This is a genomic window from Paracoccus jiaweipingae (assembly GCF_044335505.1).
Taxonomy (GTDB): Bacteria; Pseudomonadota; Alphaproteobacteria; order Rhodobacterales; family Rhodobacteraceae; genus Paracoccus.
This window is the reverse complement of record NZ_JBISBS010000005.1, coordinates 173,442-192,877: the sequence shown is the minus strand read 5'-3', so window position 1 is coordinate 192,877 and position 19,436 is coordinate 173,442. Positions and strand designations below refer to the sequence as shown.

Genomic DNA, 19,436 nt, shown 5'->3' with positions numbered 1-19,436 from the left:
CAGAGTTCCTAATAAATAGTGAATTTCGCCCGCAAGCGTGATTCATTTTTATGCAGCATTTTAATCAAATCCGCTTAAGGATACGCTCTGACAAAGGGGTTTCGCAGCTTTTCCCGCTGCGGTCATAAGTTGTCAGGTGATGCGCAGATTTTAGGATTTCCGCCAGACGCGCCTCTGCTTGCGTCACACCCCTTTGCGCCGCAGCGGCCAAGGCAAGAATGCGATCCAGCCTGTCGCGGATGGCGCTGGCTGATTCGGGTTCCGCTGTCGCTTGCGCCAAACCTTCCTCGACTTTTTGCATGATTTGAAACGATTTTTCAGCTTCGCCTGAGAGAATCAGCTTTCGTGCCTGATCAAGCTGGTCAAGAATATTATTGCGCATGTTTTGCCCCCATGATGGTGTTGAAAAGGTTGAGATTCAGCTTTTCAGACAGGATTTCGGCATATTGATCGGTCAGAAAAGAAGCGTATTGCGCGCCCCCCTGACCGGCATCCGATACGCCAGACGTTTCAAGCGGTTTGATAAATTCTTTCATAAACATGGCTTCCATCTGATCAGTTGCGATCTTCTGCCTGGTGTCCGGTGTCGGCTGTGATGCGATGGCTGTGATGTGCATCCGGATCTCCTGTTTTTTTTTCGTTTACCCGCCAAGGGGTAAATATTTGGTAACTTTTTTTCGGTATCGATAAGAAAATTCATGTGTGGGGTGATTCGTGAAACCTGTTCAGTCAGACGCAGCCTTTATACTGACCGGCACAGCTGTCCCTGCGGCGGCTGGGTCCGATCCGCTTGCGGCGATTGCATTCACGCAGGTGCTCGATTCGTGTCGGGGGCATACGACGATGGCGGAGGGCGGCATCGAACAAGCCGTGGCGCGTCGCGGGTCTGAGGTTTCGACGACGCCTTGTGACAAGGCTCAGCCTGACACTGGGGAAGCATCAGAAGCTGACTGTGCTGACGATGCGGGGGGTGAAGATGAGGCTTACATGGCTGATAACGCTCACCTGACCGTCGACGGGGGGGGCGCGAAACCCGATGGGCTTGAAAGCTGCAATGGGGAATTCGAACCTGCCGGGGTCGGAATCCCGGACGCCCCTGCGCCTTTGCACAATGGTGTTGAAGGCCGCCCTGTTTTAGGGGGGCACGAACACCTGATCGGCCATAAGAATATGAAATCACAAGAACGCGGTGATTCCCCTGATGCTGTGACCGTGTCGGCAGTCGCGGCACCGGCGACCGGGGCGTTGCCGCCTCACATCCCTGTTGAGCCCAACGTAGTTCGCCCAATGATTGCGGCGGCATCTCCGGGGGCAGAGGTCGCGCGCACCCCGATGAAGAAAGGTGATTCTACGCGGCTGATCGCCATGGGGAATGCGAAGGATGGTCCAACGTCCCCTGATCCTTTGGTGCTGAATACAGAAGCGCCGAAAGGGGCCGACAAGGATGTAACCCTGAACGAGGCCGCGCCTTCTTCCGCTCTTCGGCCTGCTTTGGCTGCCGATGCGTCTGGCATGGCCACTGTAAAGCACGCGACCACGGGGGTTGTCGCAGATGCGCCATCCGAGCCTATTCCAGACGTCGACGGCGGGCTTCCTGACAGTCCCAGACCGCATTGGCAGCCCATCGCCCAGGCATCTGATCCGGCCATGCAAATGCCTTCGATCGCCCGGAACGGAGATTTTGAAAACCCCGTAAGGCCGACCCAAGGCGTCGATCAGCGACCGAATGGACCTGATTCCGTTCCCGATGCGGAAGCTGCAGAATCGGCATTGCGTGCGGCTTCGCAGATGAGAGAGGGCGGTCTGATTGGTGAAATACCTGTGGGGCATATGGTTCCCACGTCGCGCAGATCGCAAGATGTGACCGGGGCGGAAGAACATGCGCGACTGTCGCCCTCTCCCGATTCGCGGCAAGTGTCGCAACCTTTGACGCGCGGATGGCCCCCCCGCGACCTTGCCGACATGCCGAATGCGGCGACATCACAGCATCAACACGCCGGTGGTTGGGCGCCCGTCGAGGGGAAGGGCCGGCCTGATATGACGCCGACGCAAAACCGGCTGAGTGACGGCACGGTCCCGCAGACGGATTGGGCGCCGAAAACGCCTTCCCTGTCTGATAGCGTGCCGCAGTCCGCGCAGGCTGACAGCCCGTTGCGCCGATTGACGGATTATCGGTCAGATGCCCTGCCCGAATTTCGGGACATCATCCTGCCCCGCACAGGTCCTGCGGGGGCGCCAGGTCCAGTGACAGGGCTGGCGCAGTCACACAAGCTGGAAACCGTTACGGTGCAGGTCTCGCAAGCTGCGCGGTCGGGTGATTTGGACCAGATTGAGGTGAGGCTTGATCCGCAGGAGCTTGGGCTCGTCAAAATGACATTTCAGCGCGAGGCAGACCACACCCGTGTGATGGTCTGGGCCGAGCGCCCCGAGGTGATGGATCAGCTGCGCCGCAATGCAGACATACTGCTGCGGGATTTGCGTGATGCCGGGATGCCGCGCCCCGAGATGCATTTCGGTCAGGACCGGTCGTCGCAGGACAGGCCGGATGGCAGGGCGCATGTTTCACATTTCAGCATGTCCAGCCCTGACATGGCAGACATGATTGTTCCCGCATCGGCCCAGATTCTGGGGCAAGGCAAAATTGATATTCGATTTTAGGAGGTTTCAATGATCAACCCGGTTTCTTCACAGCCAAACGGCAGTCACGCAGCGACATCCGCTGGGTCGTCTGTGCAGGCGGGCGGCGACTATGAAACATTTCTGAAAATGCTGACGGCACAGATCAAGAATCAGGACCCGCTGAACCCGATGCAGAACTCGGAATTCGCGGTTCAGCTGGCGACCTTCTCGGGGGTAGAACAGCAGGCTAGGACGAATCAGTTGCTGGAGAAAATGATTGGCGGCCAGGGGCAAAGCGGTATGGGGGCGCTGTCGGGCTGGATCGGCAAAGAGGCGCGTGTCAGCGGTCCTGTCTATTACGGTGGCAAGCCGATTACGTTGCAGGTTGACCCGGATCGCGGTGCCGATGATGTCGTGCTGATCGTGCAGGACAGTTACGGACGTGAAGTATCGCGTCAGGCCATCGGTCCGGGCAGTGGCGAAATTGACTGGTCCGGTGCCGATGCGTTGGGGAACCGGCTGCCGGATGGGCTGTACAGCTTCAAGATCGACAGCATGAAGGGCGGTCAGGTCATATCGCAGTCGGATGCCAGCGCCTTTGCCCGCGTCTTGCAGACCGAGGTTACCGATGATGGCATCGTTCTGGGGCTGGAAGGCGGCGCGGTGGCAAAGCTGGACGACGTATCTGCCATTCGGGCTGGCGGGTGAGCTTTTGAAGCGCCAGCAAACCAGTCCCGGATCAGCCCAACACGACGCCGATGATCAGGCCAAGGGACAGCAGTCCCAAGCCCGCAAAGGCAAAACCGCCATAGGCTGGCGACTTGCGCGCTGGATCTGGTTGTTTGTTCAGTTCGCGCAGGATCATATCGTCCAGAAGCTGCGGCAGGCGCGGCCCGTGCCGCGTCAGGGTCCGCACGATCCGGGTGCCATCACGCAACAGCGATTTCGGCCCCAGCGCGTCGCGGATGTAATCCTCGACCACCGGGCGGGCCACCTGCCACATGTTGATTTGCGGGTTCAGCGAACGGGCGACGCCTTCGACCACAACCATGGTGCGTTGCAGAAGGATCAGCTCGGTCCGGGTCTGCATCCCGAAACGCTCGGTCACTTCGAACAGATAGGCCAGCAGATCGGCCATCGAGATCTGGCTGGCATCGGCGCCAAAAATCGGCTCCCCTACGGCGCGAAGGGCGCGGGCGAAAGCTGCCTCGTCCTGATCGGCGGGGACATAGCCGGCCTCGAAATGCACACGGGCGACCCGGCGATAATCGCGCTGGATAAAACCCATCAGAATCTCGGCATAGACGCGGCGGGTATATTCGTCGATCTCGCCCATGATGCCGAAATCAAATGCGGCAAGGTCGCCATTGGGGGCGATTTTCAGGTTCCCCTGATGCATGTCAGCATGGAAAAAACCGTCGCGCAGCGCATGTTGCAAGAACAGTTGCAGAATGCGTTCGCCCAATTCGTGGGTGTCATAGCCCGCCGCCTGAATCGCGCCCACATCGCCCAATGGCAGCCCTTCGACCCAGTCCGAGGTCAGCACCCGCCGCGTGGACAGCTGCCAATGCGGGGCGGGAACGGCAAAGCCCGCATCGCCCTTGGTATTCTCAGCAAATTCCGAGGCCGAAGCCGCCTCCAGCCGCAGGTCCAGCTCGCCTGTGACGCCTTGTTCGAAATGGCGAATGACCTCGCGCGGGCGCAGGCGGCGACTGGCCGGCGACAGCATCTCGATCAGGGTTGCGGCGAAATGGAACGCGTCAAGGTCGCGGCGGAATGCGGCATCAATGCCGGGGCGCAGGATCTTGACCGCGACCTCCTGGCCGGTATCGGCGCGGCGGGCACGATGAACCTGTGCAATGGACGCCGCGGCAATCGGGTCGGAAAATTCGGAATACAGGCTGGCCAGCGGGCGGCGCAACTCGGCCTCGACGATTTGGCGGGCGGTTTCGGTCGCAAACGGGGGCAGCCGGTCCTGCAACATCGACAGATGGCCAGCGGTTTCCGCCCCAACGACATCGGGGCGCGTGGCCAGTGTCTGGCCGAACTTGATATAGGCCGGTCCCAACGCAGTCAGGGCGCTGGTCAGCGGCGCCAGATTCGGGTCGCCGCGATAGCCAAGCCAGCGAAACGGCCAACCCAGAATGCGGGCGGCGGCGCGCAGGCGCGGCGGGGCGTTAAAGGCTTCAAGGGCCTCGTGCATGGCGCCGGTGCGCTCGAACGTGGCGCCGGTGCGGATCAGTCGCCAGATATTGTGGGGTCCGCGCATTTACAGCTTCCACCCGGAATGCAGCGCGGCAATGCCCATCGACAGGTTGCGATAGCTGACCCGGTCGAACCCGGTCTGCCGGATCATCGTGGCGAAACTGTCCTGATCCGGGAAACGCCGAATGGATTCAACAAGGTATTGATAGCTGTCACGGTCATTGGCGACCAGTTGGCCCATCAGCGGGATAACATTGAAGGAATAGCGGTCATAGGCCCATTGCATCGCCGGGACCGGAAGCTGGCTGAATTCCAGCACCATCAGCCGCCCGCCGGGGCGCAGCACGCGGTAAGCCTCGGCCAGCGCATCGGGGATGCGGGTGACGTTGCGGATGCCAAAGCTGATCGTATAGCGGTCAAAGCTGTTATCGGGGAAGGGCAGGGCCATGGCGTCGCCGGTCACCCAGGACAGGCGGTCGGCCAGACGGTCGGCCTGGGCACGTTTGCGGCCTTCGACCAGCATCGATTCGGTCATGTCACAGACGGTGACGCTGGCCCCCGGCGCGCGGTCCAGAAAGCGAAAGGCGATGTCGCCGGTCCCGCCCGCCACATCCAGCAGGCGCTGGCCGTCGCGGGGCGCAAGCCAGTCCATCATTGCGTTTTTCCAGACCCGGTGAATGCCTGCCGACATCAGGTCGTTCATCACGTCATAGCGCGATGCCACGCGCGAAAAGACGCCATGGACCATGCCGGCCTTGGCGTCCTCGTCGACGGTCTGAAAGCCGAAATGGGTGGTCTTGGGGTCGTTCGTGGTCATTGCTCTTGCCCTGTGGCCTGTTGCGCCCCAGTTAAAGGGTCCGCGCTTGCCGCACAATGCGACGAAAGAGGTCGGAATGCCAGAACTGCCCGAGGTCGAAACCGTCCGGCAAGGGCTGTTGCCCGTGCTGGAGGGGAAGATCATCACCCGTATCCAGCTGAACCGCGCCGATCTGCGCTGGCCATTTCCGCCGGATCTGGTGCAGGCGGTGACCGGCGCGCGGGTCACCGGTCTGCGGCGGCGGTCGAAATACCTGCTGGCCGATCTGGACCGTGGGGGCGCGCTGTTGCTGCATCTGGGCATGTCGGGGCGGCTGCTGGTTCAGGGCGATGCGATGGCGCGGTTCCATCGCGACCCTGCGGTTCTGCCGCGCCACGACCATGTGGTGATCCACACCGATGCGGGCGGAATGGTGGTTTTCAACGATGCCCGCCGCTTTGGTATGGTCGATCTGGTGCGAACCGGGCAGGACCACCCGCTGTTGGCGCATCTTGGCCCCGAGCCTTTGTCAGGCGATTTCGATGCCGCCTATCTGGCGGGGGTGTTCAGCGGTCGCCGCGCGCCGGTCAAGGCGGCGCTGCTGGATCAGCGCGTGGTGGCTGGTCTGGGCAATATCTATGTGTCCGAGGCGCTGTTTCGCGCCGGGATCGACCCGCGCCGGGCGGCGGGGCGGATCGGTGCGGCACGGCTGACCGCGCTGGTCGGCCATATTCGCGACGTCCTGTCCGAGGCCATCGCGGCAGGCGGGTCGTCACTGCGCGATCACCGCCAGACCAGTGGCGAGCTGGGGTATTTCCAGCACAGCTTCCGGGTTTATGACCGCGAGGGGCAGGCCTGTCCCGCGCCGGGCTGTCAGGGGGTGATCCGGCGGATCGTGCAGTCGGGGCGCAGCAGTTTCTATTGCCCGATTTGTCAGCGTTAGCGGGAAAACTGACCGCTGGCCATGGGGCGGGCGGGCTGTTAGGGTCATGGGCTGAATGATCCCGCAGAGGCTTGCTGTCATGGCTTACCAGACCCTGATCGTCGAAATCGAAGATTCCGTTGCCCTGATCCGGCTGAACCGGCCCGATGCGCTGAACGCGCTGAACAGCACCCTGCTGGCGGAACTGGGCGATGCCGTGACCGAGGCCGATCGCAACGACAAGGTGCGCTGTATCGTCGTGACCGGCAGCGAAAAGGCCTTTGCCGCCGGTGCCGACATCAAGGAAATGTCGGAAAAGGATTTCACCGATGTTTACGGCACCGACCTGTTCGGCCCCGAGATCGAGCGGATCACCAGCGTGCGCAAGCCGGTCATCGCGGCGGTGTCGGGCTATGCCCTTGGGGGCGGCTGCGAACTGGCCATGGCCTGCGATTTCATCATTTGCAGCGATACCGCCAAATTCGGCCAGCCCGAGATCAACCTGGGCGTCATTGCCGGGATCGGGGGCACCCAGCGTCTGACCCGCTTTGTCGGCAAGTCCAAGGCGATGGAAATGCACCTGACCGGTCGTTTCATGGACGCCGAGGAGGCCGAGCGCGCCGGCCTTGTCAGTCGCATCGTGCCCGCCGCCAAGCTGATCCCCGAGGTGATGGCCACCGCCCGCAAGATTGCCGAAAAATCCGCCATCAGCGTCAAGGCCGCCAAGGAAACCGTCAACCGCGCCTATGAAACCACACTGCGCGAGGGCATCCAGTTCGAACGCCGCGTGTTTCAAAGCCTGTTTTCCACCGAGGACCAGAAAGAAGGCATGGCCGCCTTTCTGGAAAAGCGAGAGCCACAGTTCCGCGACCGCTGATTCGGGCTTTCCTTTTTCCGCAGCCTGCCTTATAGGCCGGGGCTTACATGCGCGTGGGCCCGCTTAAGGCAAGAATCATCCCGTCCGTCTGGGCGGTGCTGTGGGTCTTTGATTGCGCGAACGGAACAAAGAAACACAGCAAGGACCTGATCCATGGCCAACACGCCCCAGTCCAAAAAGCGCGCCCGCCAGATCGAGCGTCGCACCGACGTCAACAAAGCCCGCCGCTCGCGCATCCGCACCTATCTGCGCAAGGTCGAAGAGGCCATTGCCAGCGGCGATGCCGGCAAGGCCGCCGAGGCGCTGAAAAGCGCACAGCCCGAACTGATGCGCGGTGTGACCAAAGGTGTGGTTCACAAAAACACCGCTGCGCGCAAAATGTCGCGTCTGGCCGCCCGCGTGAAAGCGATGGGCGCCGCCTGATCGCCACGATCTGCGGCCTGTCACGGGCTGTGGGGCGACAAAATCCGGGGCGTAGCCAAGGGGCTGCGCCTTTTTTCGTCGCCTGCAAATATCTGAATGGCATGGTTTTTGCATCCTGCGGCAAAGGCGCGCAGCGGCCCCAGATTCGGGGTGGCGATTCACCTGTCAAGCATGAAGATCGGTTGCAGACTCGGGCAGCGGGTTGCTAGTTATCCACATGCGACTCGGGTCGCGATTGGGGGACATGTTCCGCGTGCGGCCGGGGCGGGGCAGGTGTGGACAGATACGCGGTCATGGCCGGATATCGCGCACCGTGAAACGATCAGGGCCGGCTGCCACTGGCCCGGTTTCGTTTCCTGTCTGTAAACAAGGGGCCGTTCCGGCCCGCCCTGGTGCTGTCTGCGTCGGGCGGGGTGGCCGACCTGTTTGCCCGATCGGCGCGGCGCATCGTCCCGGCAGCGTTCCTGCCGGGGGTTGGGGACAATGAACGATAAGGCAAGAAAAATGGACGAGATTTGGGGGCAGGCCTGCGCGCAGTTGAAAAAGACCGTGGGCACCAGCAGCTTTACCGCCTGGATCGAACCTTTGCGCCTGACCGGTCTGGATGCCGGGGTGGCGGAGCTGACCAGCCCGACGCGGTTCATGTCCGACTGGGTGTCGCGCAATTTCAGCGACCCGATCATGGCGGCGCTGAACGATGGCGGCCAGCAGGTCGACCGCATCATCTTTCAGACCGCCACAGCGTCCGCGCTGCGCAAACCCGCCGCCGCCGCATCCGCCCCGGTTGCGCCAGCGACCGCCCCGGCGGCGCCCATGGCCGCAAATGCCCCCCGCCCCGAGGATATCAGCGCGCCACTGGATGTGCGCTTTACCTTTGACAATTTCGTCGTCGGCAAACCGAACGAGCTGGCCCATGCCGCCGCCCGCCGCGTGGCCGAGGGCGGGCCGGTCAGCTTCAACCCGCTGTTTCTGTATGGCGGCGTGGGTCTGGGCAAGACCCACCTGATGCACGCCATCGCCCGCGACCTGCAACAGCGCCAGCCCCATGCCAAGGTGCTGTATCTGTCGGCGGAACAGTTCATGTATCGCTTTGTTCAGGCGATGCGCGAACGCACCACGATGGATTTCAAGCAACTGTTCCGCAATGTCGATGTGCTGATGGTCGATGACGTCCAGTTCATCGCCGGCAAGAACAGCACGCAAGAGGAATTCTTCCACACCTTCAACGCGCTGGTCGATCAGGGCAAGCAGATCGTCATTTCCGCCGACCGCGCCCCCGGCGAGATCAAGGATCTTGAGGAACGCATCAAGTCGCGCCTGTCCTGCGGGCTGATCGTCGATCTGCACCCGACCGATTACGAATTGCGCCTTGGCATCCTGCAATCCAAGGCCGACAGCTTTGCCACGCAATATCCGGGGCTGAAAATTTCGTCCGGGGTGCTGGAATTTCTGGCACGCAAGATCACCTCGAACGTGCGGGTGCTGGAAGGCGCGCTGCAACGCCTGTTCGCCTTTGCCGGGCTGGTGGGCAAGGAAATCTCGCTGGAACTGACGCAGGACTGCCTGACCGACATTCTGCGCGCCTCGGACCGCAAGCTGACGATCGAGGAGATCCAGCGCAAGGTGGCGGAACATTACAACATCCGTCTGGCCGACATGATCGGCCCCAAACGCGCCCGCGCCGTCGCCCGCCCGCGCCAGATCGCGATGTATCTGTGCAAACAGATGACCAGCCGCAGCCTGCCCGAGATCGGCCGCCGCTTTGGCGGGCGCGATCACACCACCATCATGCACGGCATCCGCAAGATCGAGGAACTGTCCGTCGACGACCGCCAGCTGGCCGAGGATGTCGACCTGCTGCGCCGCCTGCTTGAGGCCTGACGCCACCGGCGAATCGCGATCTTGAAGGCCATGCCCCGCTGGGGTTAGAACCACAGGACGCGGGCCAAACGTCCACAGGGGAAAAAAGATGAAGTTTTCGATCGAACGCGCCGTTCTGGTCAAAGCCGTCAATCAGGCGCAATCCGTGGTCGAGCGCCGCAACACCATTCCGATCCTGTCCAATGTGCTGATCGAGGCCGGCGCCGATGGCGTCAGCTTCCGCGCCACCGATCTGGACACCGAGGTCGTCGACCGCGCCCCGGCGCAGGTCCAGCGCCCCGGTGCGGCAACGGTCAGCGCCGCCCTGCTGAACGAGATCGCCCGCAAGCTGCCCGATGGCGCGCTGGTCGAGATCGCGACCGACGACGCGGCGGGTCGTCTGGCGGTTCAGGCCGGACGCGCCAGTTTCAATCTGGCGACCCTGCCCAGTCAGGACTTCCCGGTCATGGCCAATTCCGAATACGGGGCCAATTTCACCGCCAAGGCCCCGGTTCTGCGCCGCCTGTTCGACAAGTCGAAATTCGCCATCTCGAACGAGGAAACGCGCTATTACCTGAACGGGGTCTATATGCATGTGGCCCAGACCGAGGGCGGCGCGATGCTGCGTTGCGTGGCCACCGACGGGCACCGTCTGGCGCGCATCGACGCCGAACTGCCGCAGGGCGCCGCCGACATGCCGGGGGTGATCGTGCCGCGCAAGACCGTGGCCGAACTGCGCAAGCTGCTGGACGATGACGATGCCGATATCGCGGTTTCGGTCAGCGAAACCAAGGTGCGGTTCGCCACCCCCTCGATCACCCTGACCAGCAAGGTGATTGACGGCACCTTCCCCGACTATACCCGCGTGATCCCGACCGGGAACACCCGCAAGCTGGAGGTTGACGCCGGCGATTTCGCCCGTGCCGTCGACCGGGTGGCAACGGTGTCGTCCGAACGCTCGCGCGCGGTCAAGCTGACGCTGGATCTGGACCGTCTGGTGCTGTCGGTCAACGCCCCGGATGCCGGTGCCGCCGAGGAAGAGCTGGCCGTGGCCTATGCTGACGAGCCGCTGGAAATCGGTTTCAATGCCAAATACCTTCAGGAAATCGCCAGCCAGGTCGACCGCGAAAACGCGGTGTTCCTGTTCAATGGCTCGGGCGACGCGGCGCTGATCCGCGAAGGCAACGATTCCAGCGCCGTCTATGTCGTCATGCCGATGCGCGTGTGACGCTGACCCGGCTGCAACTGGCGCAATTCCGGTCATGGCCGCGGCTGTCGCTTGACCTCGACCCGCGGCCAACGGCGATTTTCGGCCCCAACGGCGCGGGCAAGACCAATATCCTTGAAGCGCTGTCGATGCTGGCCCCCGGACGTGGGCTGCGCGGGGCGGCGGCCCCCGATCAGGCGCGTCAGGCAGCGGGCGCAGGCTGGCGGATACGCGCGCAAACGGCGGACAGAGGGGTCGAATGCACCGCGCCGCCGGGGCAGAACCGGCAGGTCAGGATTGACGACAAGCCTGTTCCCCAAACCGCGCTGGCGCGGCTGTTCCGGGTGATCTGGCTGGTGCCGGCGATGGACCGGCTGTGGACCGACCCGCCCGAAACCCGGCGCCGGTTTCTGGACCGGCTGACCCTGTCTTTCGCCCCCGATCATGCTGAACACGCGCTGGCCTATGACAAGGCGATGCGCGAACGCAACCGGCTGCTGCGCGATCAGGTCGCAGATGCGGGCTGGTATCGCGCGCTGGAATCGCAGATGGGCGAATCCGGCGCGGCGCTGACCCGCAACCGGCTGGCCGCGCTGGACGGCTTGCAACAGGCGCAGGCGCAGGGGTCGGACGCCTTCCCCGCCGCCACCCTGTCGCTGCTGGCGGGCGAAGGGCTGTCTGATGACCCCGACCCCGACAGCATCGCGGCCCGGCTGGCCGCCACCCGCCCGCGCGACCTTGCCGCCGGGCGTAGCCTGACCGGACCCCATCGCGCCGATCTGGGCGCGGTCTGGGGACCGCAGGATATGCCCGCCGCGCTGGCCTCGACCGGGGAACAAAAGGCGCTGCTGCTGTCGCTGGTTCTGGCCAATGCGCGGGCGCTGGCCGAATGGCGCCCGCTGCTGCTGCTGGACGAGGTCGCGGCCCATCTGGATGCCGGCCGCCGCGCCTTGCTGTATGACGAACTGGTCGTGCTGCCCGCGCAGGCGGTGCTGACCGGAACCGGGGCCGAGCTGTTCGACAGCCTGCAAAGCCGTGGCAGAATGCTGCATGTCAGCACCGGCCCGGACGGGTCGGTGATCAGCGGTGACACATGACCGGCCCGGGACCGGGCGCGGCCCTTGGCCTGCCCGACCTCAGGTCTGTGTCGCCTGGGGCTGACACCCGATGCCCGGATTGGGTGCCTCGCTTCTGTCCCAAATACCTCGGGGGAATCGCGCCACCGGCGCGATGGGGGCAGCGCCCCCGCCGGGCACTGAATATTGTGCCTTTCCCGTGACATTCCGCCCCCGAACCCCTATAAGATGCGGGTCAAAGGCAGGATAAGAAACGCATGAGCGACACGACCCCCCAGCCGCAGGAATACGGCGCGGATTCCATCAAGGTTCTCAAGGGACTGGAGGCCGTGCGCAAGCGCCCCGGCATGTATATCGGTGACACCGATGACGGATCGGGCCTGCATCACATGGTCTATGAGGTGGTCGATAACGGCATTGACGAGGCGCTGGCCGGTCATGCCGACTATGTTCATGTGAAAATCCACGCCGACAGCAGCGTCAGCGTGCGCGACAACGGGCGCGGCATCCCGGTCGACATGCACCCGACCGAAGGCGTCAGCGCAGCCGAGGTCATCATGACCCAGCTTCACGCCGGCGGGAAATTCGATTCCAACAGCTACAAGGTCTCGGGCGGTCTGCACGGGGTCGGGGTTTCGGTCGTGAACGCCCTGTCCGACTGGCTGGAACTGCGCATCTGGCGCAAGGGCAAGGAACATTACGCCCGGTTCGAACATGGCGAAACCGCCGAACATTTGCGCGTGGTGGGTGATGCGCCCGATCAGTCGGGCACCGAGGTGCGCTTTCTGGCCTCGTCCAAGGTGCAGGACCCGGAAAACGGCACGTTCAGCAATCTGGATTATGTTTTCAAAACGCTGGAAAACCGCCTGCGCGAACTGGCCTTCCTCAACAGCGGCGTGCGCATCATCCTCGAGGACGAGCGCCCCGCCGAACCCCTGCGGGCCGAGCTGTTTTACGAAGGCGGCGTGCGCGAATTCGTCAAGTTTCTGGACCGCAGCAAAACCCCGGTCATGCCCGAACCGATCTTTATGCAGGGCGAAAAGAACGGCATCGGGGTCGAGGTCGCGATGTGGTGGAATGACAGCTATCACGAAAGCGTCCTGCCCTTTACCAACAACATCCCCCAGCGCGATGGTGGCACCCATCTGGCCGGTTTCCGTGGCGCGCTGACCCGCGTCATCAACGCCTATGCCCAATCCAGCGGCATCGCGAAAAAGGAAAAGGTCGATTTCACCGGCGACGACGCGCGCGAGGGGCTGACCTGTGTGCTGTCGGTCAAGGTGCCGGACCCGAAATTCTCAAGCCAGACCAAGGACAAGCTGGTCAGTTCCGAGGTCCGCCCCGCGGTCGAAGGGCTGGTCGGGGAAAAGCTGTCCGAGTGGTTCGAGGAAAACCCCGCCGAGGCCAGACAGATCGTCGGCAAGATCATCGAGGCCGCCCTTGCCCGCGAGGCCGCCCGCAAGGCGCGCGAACTGACCCGCCGCAAAACCGCGATGGATGTCGCCAGCCTGCCCGGCAAACTGGCCGATTGTCAGGAAAAAGACCCCGCGCTGGCCGAATTGTTCATCGTCGAGGGTGACAGCGCCGGCGGCAGTGCCAAGCAGGGCCGCGACCGCAAGAATCAGGCGGTGCTGCCCCTGCGCGGCAAGATCCTGAACGTGGAACGGGCGCGGTTCGACCGGATGCTGTCATCCGACCAGATCGGCACGCTGATCACCGCGCTTGGCACCGGCATCGGCCGCGAGGAATTCAACCTCGACAAGCTGCGTTACCACAAGATCGTCATCATGACCGATGCCGATGTGGACGGCGCGCATATCCGCACCCTGTTGCTGACCTTCTTCTTCCGCCAGATGCCGGAGTTGATCGAGGCCGGGCATCTGTATATCGCGCAGCCGCCGCTGTATAAGGTCGGGCGCGGCAAGTCCGAGGTCTATCTGAAAAACGAGGCCGCGCTTGAGGATTACCTGATCGCGCAAGGGGTCGAGGGCGCCAGCCTGCGGCTTGCCTCGGGTGAACAGATCACCGGCAACGACCTTGCCCGCGTCGTCGAAGAGGCCCGCAGCGCGCGCCGCCTTCTGCGCGCCTATCCCACCCATTACCCGCCGCAGATCACCGAACAGGCCGCCATTGCCGGGGCGCTGTTGCCCGGTCGCATCGACGCCGATGCGCAGGGTGTGGCCGATGCCGTGGCCGCGCGGCTGGACCTGATCGCGCTGGAATATGAACGCGGCTGGACGGGCCGCCCGACGCAGGATGGCGGCATCCGCCTGTCGCGCGTGTTGCGCGGGGTCGAGGAAAGCCGCAACCTTGACGGCACCATGCTGCGCAGCGCCGAATCGCGCCGCCTTGGCGGCATGACCGACAGCCTGCGCGAGGTCTACGGCCAGCGCGCGGTGCTGGTGCGCAAGGATCGCGAAGTGCCGGTCTTTGGCCCGCTGGACCTGCTGGCGGCGATCTTCCTCGAGGGGGAAAAGGGCCTGTCGCTGCAACGCTATAAGGGCTTGGGTGAGATGAACCCCGGCCAGTTGTGGGAAACCACGCTGGACCCCGACGCCCGCACCATGTTGCAGGTCCGCATCGAAGACGTGGCCGAGGCCGACGACCTGTTCACCAAGCTGATGGGCGATGTGGTCGAGCCGCGCCGCGACTTTATCCAGCAAAATGCGCTGAGCGTCGAGAATCTGGACATCTGACGCAGGGCGGCGGTCAGGCCCGCAAAACGGGTCGGGAATCGCCACTATAAGGCGAAAAACTGAACAGGCGATCAGCCATAGCGGCATGAATTGTTGTATTTTTATGACTCTGTTCGCGGATTTCGCCAATGGGGTGATGTTGGGTTGAAACTCTGTCCTGCTGTGGGCGTATAATTTTCGTCGTTCCCCGGTGTCACCACGCCTGTTAGGAGTTTTCCCATGTCGACCCAATCTGCCATTTCGAAACTGGCCGCTGCGGCGGTTATCATGTGTCCCGTGGCCGTGGCCCATGCCGGCGGCTTTGTCGCCCCCCAACCCGACCCCGTTATTGTGGCCCCGATTCAGGAAGAGGTCAGCAACGGCTGGGAAGGTGCCTATGTCGGTGCCGCGCTGGGTTATGCCATGAATGGCGACGACCGCGTCGGCGTTTTCAACCGCGATGCCGGTCAGTCGGATTTCGCGTTTCAGGGCGATATCGGCACGCTGCGGCCCAAGGGGCCGTTCCTTGCCCTGCGCGGCGGTTATCGCTGGGAACGCAACAAATGGGTCATCGGCCCCGAGCTTGAGGTTCATGGCGGCAATATCGACGATGAAGTCAGCCGCGATTTTTCCGATGATGGTGTGACGGCCATGGCCAGCGCCAAAATCAAGGAAAAATACGCGGTCAGCCTGCGGATGAAAACCGGCTATCAGCTGCGCCCCGATACCATCGTCTATGGCATCGCCGGCATCGCGCATGGCAAGTTCGATTACGATCTGGCGGAAACCGGCACCGATGATGACGGTCGCTATGCGATCGGGCTTGGCAGCGGCTTTTCGTCGACCGGTTATGTGGTGGGTCTGGGCGCCGAGCGCAAGTTGAACGAACGTCTCAGCCTGACCGGCGATGTCGAATATTACAACTATGGCAAGACCGAAATCACCTGGACCGACGCCGAGGGTGATTCGGTGCAGACCAACGCCACCCCGGATTACTGGGCGTTGAAACTGGGTCTGAACTATCAGTTCTGATCCCGCCACATGGTTCCGAAAGGCCGCGCAGATGCGCGGCCTTTTGCGTTTGGCCCTGGGGCTTTCGGTCGGGCGTTCCGGGCGTTACGCTGCCACCCTGTCACGGAAAACCTGAAGGGGGGGGCGGATGCAGCTTGTGGCGGTGGACCCGCTGGCCGATCGCGCCATCACCTTTCGTCTTGGCACGGCCATTGGGCCACAGGTGGCGGCGCGGGTGCGGGCGGCGATGGCGGTGCTGGCGCGGCCGCTTGAGCGGGGCGATCTGCCCGGCGCGGTGGAACTGGCCCCCAGTTTCTGTGCTGTCACCCTGCATTACGACCCGCTGCATGGCGATCAGGCCGCGCTGATCGCGGCGGTGCGCGACCTGCTGGCCGGGGTGGATGGCGATGCCGGCGGGGCAGGGCGCGACTGGCGGCTGCCCTGTCGCTATGACGGGATGGATCTGGCAGCGCTGGAACAGGCGCTGGACATGCCCGCCGCGCAGATCACAGCCACCCATGCCGCGACGCATTTCGACATTTACGCGCTGGGGTTTCTGCCCGGCCTGCCCTTTATGGGCACACTGCCAGCGACGATGTCGCTGCCGCGCCGGTCCTCGCCGCGGTCGCGGGTGCCGCGGGGGGCGGTGGCCATCGCCAACGGGCTGGGGGTGATCTATCCCAGCGACAGTCCGGGCGGCTGGCATATTCTGGGCCACTGCCCGGTGCCGCTGTTCGACGCCCGCCGTGCCGCATCCCCGGCGCTGCTGGCGGCTGGCGACCGGCTGATGTTTCGCGCCGTCGGGCCCGAGGAATGCGCCGACATCACCGCCGATCTGGCCGCCGGGCGGCTGGACCCCACCGCATTTCAGGTGCCGGAATGAGCGCGGGTCTGCGGGTTCTGGACCCCGGCGCGCGGACCATGGTGCAGGATACCGGCTTTCGCGGCGGGCTGGCGATGGGGGTGCCGTCCTCGGGCGTGCTGGACGCGGCGGCGCTGGCGCTGGTCAATGCGCTGGCGGGCAACCCCACCCCCACCGAGGCGCTTGAGGTCGCCCTGACCCCGCCGCGCCTGCGGGCCGAGGGCGGGCCGGTGCGCCTTGCCACCAGCGGCCTGTTAACCGGGGTGATCCTGCATCGCGACGGGCGCCGCACCACCGTGCCCCCCTGGACCGCCGCGACCCTGCCCGAAGGGGCAGAACTGCGGCTGACCCTGCTGGCGCCGACGCAATCGGCGCTGCTGGCCATTGCCGGCGGGGTCGGGGTGCCGCGCTTTCTGGGCAGCCGGTCGACCCTGCCGGGGGCGGGGCTTGGCGGCTGGCAGGGGCGCGCGTTGCAGGCGGGTGACCTGCTGCCGGTGCGGGCCACGGGGCTGTCGGGAATGCTGTCGATATCCGCGCCGCCGCCACCTGACCCCGGCCCGATCCGCGTCGTCGCGGGGCCGCAGCAGGCGCATTTCACCGATCAGGCCTTTGCCGTGCTGACCGGGTCGGCCTTTACTGTCGGCGCCCAGACCGACCGCATGGGGATGCGGCTGGACGGGCCGGTGCTGGCGCATTCGGATCTGGGGGCCGATATCGTTTCGGACGGGGTGGTGCCGGGGGCTGTTCAGGTGCCTGCCAATGGCCAGCCGATCATCCTGTTGGCCGAGGCCCAGACCACCGGCGGCTATGCCAAGATCGCCACCGTCATTCGCGCCGACCTGCCCCGGCTGGCGGCACTGATGCCGGGTGATGCGGTGCGGTTCACGCTGGTCAGCGTCGCGCAGGCCGAAGCCGCCGCCCGCGCCGCCGCCGCCGCCCGGCAGGCCGCCATCGACAGCATCGCCGCGCTGGCCGAGCCCTTGGACCCGGCGCATCTGTTGGCCCGCAATCTGGTGGGGGGCGTGGTTGATGCCGCCGCGCCCGACCATTTCGACCACGCGCTGCAAGGGGAATTGCCATGAAAATCAATATCAACGCCGATATGGGCGAAGGCTTTGGCCCGTGGGTGATGGGCGATGATGCGGCGCTGCTGCGGGTGGTGGGCAGCGCCAATATCGCCTGTGGTGCCCATGCCGGCGACCCTTTGGTGATGGCGCGCACGTTGCGCGCGGCACAGGCGGCGGGGGTGGGGATCGGGGCGCATCCCGGTTATGCCGACCTTCAGGGCTTTGGCCGGCGGGCCATGCGGCTGGATGCCGATGATTTGCGGGCGCTGGTGCTGACCCAGATCGGCGCGTTGCGGGCGCTGGCACAGGCCGGGGGGGCGGTGCTGCGCCATGTCAAACCGCATGGTGCCATGAACAATCAGGCCTGCGCCGACCGGGCCATGGCAGATGTCATCGCGCAGGCGATGGCCGATCTGGACCCGACGCTGATCCTGCTGGCCCCGGCCCTGTCGGAACTGGCGGCGGCAGGCCGCGCTGCGGGCCTGCCCGTCGCGCTGGAGGCCTTTGCCGACCGCACATATCAGCCTGACGGGCAGCTTGCTTCACGTGGAACATCGGGCGCGGTGCTGCATGACCCGCAACAGGCCGCCGCCCATGTCATCGCGATGCTGGACCGTGGCGGGTTGGTGACCACGCAGGGCGCGGTGCTGGCGACGCCGATTCATTCCATCTGTGTGCATGGCGACGGGCCATCGGCGCTGGCCACGGCGACGGCGGTGCGCGATGCGTTGCGCGGCGCGGGTTATGCGCTGGTGGACCTGCCCGAGGTTCTGCGCGCCTGACGGAAGGCGCCGGGGCTGGTGCCGGTCCATTTGCGAAAGGCGCGGTGAAAGGCGCTGGGTTCGCTGTATCCCAGATCGGCGGCGATTTCGGCCACGCTGGCCGGGCTGTCGCGCAACAGGGTCTGGGCGCGGACATTGCGGATCTCGTCCTTGATGGCGGCAAGGCTTTGGCCCTCGGCGCGCAGGCGGCGGCGCAGGGTGGCCGGGGCCAGACGCAGGCTGGCCGCCAGTTCGGCGGCATCGGGCCATTGGCTGGCCGGGCGGGCCTGCAACAGGTTGCGGATGCGCGCCGTCAGCCCCTGATCATGGCGATAGCGCACCAGAATATTCGCCGGCGCCCCGCGCAGAAACCCGGTCAGCGCCTGCGGGCTGCGAATGACCGGCAGCGCCAGATACCCGGCGTCGATGACCAGCCGGCTGACGGGCTGGCCGAAATGCACCGGGGCGCCAAAGAACTGGTGATAATCCTCGCGGTGTTCGGGGGCGGGGCAGGCGAAATCGACCCGGCGCAGCGGAATGCGCCGCCCCACCAGCCAACAGGCCACGCCCATCAGGATCAGCCAATAGGTGCGATAGGCAAATGCCGTGCGCGGCTGGCGCGCGGTCAGGGTAATATCGGCCTGCCCGGCCTGCACGCTTAAGCGCCCCGACGGGTCATCCAGAACGACGCGCAGGAATCGCAGCATCCGCCGCAATGCGTGGTCCAGCGTGCGGGTGTCGATCACCGCGTGACACATCAGGGCAAAACTGCCCGGTCGCATCGGGCGGGCGCCAAGGCCAAAGAACTCGTCCTCCAGCGCGTCGGCCATGGCCAGCCACAGCGCGCCATATTGCTGGTTGCTGATGGGTTCGCTGACCTGCGCGGGCAGGCCCGCCGCGCGCAGCACCGGCGCCCCGTCCAGCCCCTGCTGGCGCAGACAGTCCAGCGCGTCCCAGACAAAGCCCGGCAGGATCATCCGCCGTTCCGTCACCCCCGGCCCCTTCGCAATATGGCATTTCCGATCACGATTTTAGGCCGCCAAAGTCATTGTTTGCAATCCGACAGCCCGTCATT

The 19,436-nt window shown here is 64.5% G+C and carries 18 protein-coding genes; 13 read left to right on the top strand and 5 right to left on the bottom strand.

Annotated elements, in window-relative coordinates:
* Positions 1–64: 64 nt before the first annotated feature.
* Together ACFXP9_RS10655 and ACFXP9_RS10650 are read right to left on the bottom strand one after the other, a co-directional pair.
* Positions 65–382: a hypothetical protein gene (locus tag ACFXP9_RS10655; RefSeq protein WP_397208427.1), complete on the bottom strand. Its 318-nt coding sequence runs from the start codon at positions 380–382 to the stop codon at positions 65–67.
* Positions 372–617 carry a hypothetical protein gene (locus tag ACFXP9_RS10650; protein ID WP_397208426.1) on the bottom strand — a complete coding sequence of 82 codons (246 nt, stop codon included), beginning with the start codon at positions 615–617 and terminating at the stop codon, positions 372–374. Before ACFXP9_RS10650 ends, ACFXP9_RS10655 begins: the two co-directional genes overlap by 11 nt.
* 370 nt (positions 618–987) lie before the next feature.
* Between ACFXP9_RS10650 and fliK the strand changes: the two genes are divergently transcribed.
* Together fliK and ACFXP9_RS10640 are read left to right on the top strand one after the other, a co-directional pair.
* Entirely contained in the window at positions 988–2,658 is a 1,671-nt protein-coding gene (gene fliK / locus ACFXP9_RS10645) for a flagellar hook-length control protein FliK (RefSeq protein ID WP_397208425.1), read from the top strand.
* 9 nt (positions 2,659–2,667) lie between these two features.
* Positions 2,668–3,327, top strand: coding sequence for a flagellar hook capping FlgD N-terminal domain-containing protein (locus tag ACFXP9_RS10640; protein ID WP_397208424.1), 660 nt, complete (start codon positions 2,668–2,670; stop codon positions 3,325–3,327).
* A 31-nt stretch (positions 3,328–3,358) separates the two neighbouring features.
* Here ACFXP9_RS10640 and ubiB read toward each other — a convergent pair whose 3' ends face one another.
* The gene (ubiB, locus tag ACFXP9_RS10635; RefSeq protein WP_397208423.1) at positions 3,359–4,888 is read right to left on the bottom strand and encodes a 2-polyprenylphenol 6-hydroxylase; all 1,530 of its coding nucleotides are present in this window, start codon (positions 4,886–4,888) and stop codon (positions 3,359–3,361) included.
* Positions 4,889–5,641, bottom strand: coding sequence for a bifunctional demethylmenaquinone methyltransferase/2-methoxy-6-polyprenyl-1,4-benzoquinol methylase UbiE (gene ubiE / locus ACFXP9_RS10630; RefSeq protein WP_397208422.1), 753 nt, complete (start codon positions 5,639–5,641; stop codon positions 4,889–4,891).
* A gap of 76 nt (positions 5,642–5,717) precedes the next feature.
* Here ubiE and mutM point away from each other — a divergent pair, with 76 nt between their 5' ends.
* The 11 genes from mutM (at position 5,718) to ACFXP9_RS10575 (ending at position 18,382) form a co-directional block, all read left to right on the top strand.
* Complete coding sequence (gene mutM, locus ACFXP9_RS10625) at positions 5,718–6,563, top strand: bifunctional DNA-formamidopyrimidine glycosylase/DNA-(apurinic or apyrimidinic site) lyase (protein ID WP_397208421.1); 846 nt, start codon at positions 5,718–5,720, stop codon at positions 6,561–6,563.
* 79 nt (positions 6,564–6,642) lie between these two features.
* Entirely contained in the window at positions 6,643–7,419 is a 777-nt protein-coding gene (locus tag ACFXP9_RS10620; protein ID WP_397208420.1) for an enoyl-CoA hydratase, read from the top strand.
* A gap of 153 nt (positions 7,420–7,572) precedes the next feature.
* Positions 7,573–7,842 (top strand): 30S ribosomal protein S20, encoded by a 270-nt coding sequence (gene rpsT, locus ACFXP9_RS10615; protein WP_397208419.1) that lies wholly within the window; start codon positions 7,573–7,575, stop codon positions 7,840–7,842.
* A 504-nt stretch (positions 7,843–8,346) separates the two neighbouring features.
* Positions 8,347–9,723: a chromosomal replication initiator protein DnaA gene (dnaA, locus tag ACFXP9_RS10610; RefSeq protein ID WP_397208418.1), complete on the top strand. Its 1,377-nt coding sequence runs from the start codon at positions 8,347–8,349 to the stop codon at positions 9,721–9,723.
* Positions 9,724–9,811: 88 nt separating this feature from the next.
* Entirely contained in the window at positions 9,812–10,930 is a 1,119-nt protein-coding gene (gene dnaN, locus ACFXP9_RS10605; RefSeq protein ID WP_397208417.1) for a DNA polymerase III subunit beta, read from the top strand.
* Positions 10,927–12,006 (top strand): DNA replication/repair protein RecF, encoded by a 1,080-nt coding sequence (gene recF, locus ACFXP9_RS10600; RefSeq protein ID WP_397208416.1) that lies wholly within the window; start codon positions 10,927–10,929, stop codon positions 12,004–12,006. The genes dnaN and recF overlap by 4 nt, the downstream gene beginning before the upstream one ends.
* Positions 12,007–12,242: 236 nt before the next feature.
* Positions 12,243–14,681, top strand: a complete 2,439-nt coding sequence (gyrB, locus tag ACFXP9_RS10595) for a DNA topoisomerase (ATP-hydrolyzing) subunit B (protein WP_397210200.1) — start codon at positions 12,243–12,245, stop codon at positions 14,679–14,681.
* Between the two features lie 219 nt (positions 14,682–14,900).
* Positions 14,901–15,692: an outer membrane protein gene (locus ACFXP9_RS10590; protein WP_397208414.1), complete on the top strand. Its 792-nt coding sequence runs from the start codon at positions 14,901–14,903 to the stop codon at positions 15,690–15,692.
* 127 nt (positions 15,693–15,819) lie between these two features.
* The gene (locus tag ACFXP9_RS10585) at positions 15,820–16,554 is read left to right on the top strand and encodes a 5-oxoprolinase subunit B family protein (RefSeq protein ID WP_397208413.1); all 735 of its coding nucleotides are present in this window, start codon (positions 15,820–15,822) and stop codon (positions 16,552–16,554) included.
* On the top strand, positions 16,551–17,615 hold the full coding sequence (locus tag ACFXP9_RS10580) for a biotin-dependent carboxyltransferase family protein (protein WP_397210198.1): 1,065 nt from the start codon (positions 16,551–16,553) through the stop codon (positions 17,613–17,615). Before ACFXP9_RS10585 ends, ACFXP9_RS10580 begins: the two co-directional genes overlap by 4 nt.
* The gene (locus ACFXP9_RS10575) at positions 17,612–18,382 is read left to right on the top strand and encodes a LamB/YcsF family protein (RefSeq protein WP_397208411.1); all 771 of its coding nucleotides are present in this window, start codon (positions 17,612–17,614) and stop codon (positions 18,380–18,382) included. The genes ACFXP9_RS10580 and ACFXP9_RS10575 overlap by 4 nt, the downstream gene beginning before the upstream one ends.
* Here ACFXP9_RS10575 and ACFXP9_RS10570 read toward each other — a convergent pair.
* On the bottom strand, positions 18,343–19,353 hold the full coding sequence (locus tag ACFXP9_RS10570; protein WP_397208410.1) for an AraC family transcriptional regulator: 1,011 nt from the start codon (positions 19,351–19,353) through the stop codon (positions 18,343–18,345). The two genes, ACFXP9_RS10575 and ACFXP9_RS10570, sit on opposite strands and share 40 nt — an antisense overlap.
* Positions 19,354–19,436 lie beyond the last annotated feature (83 nt).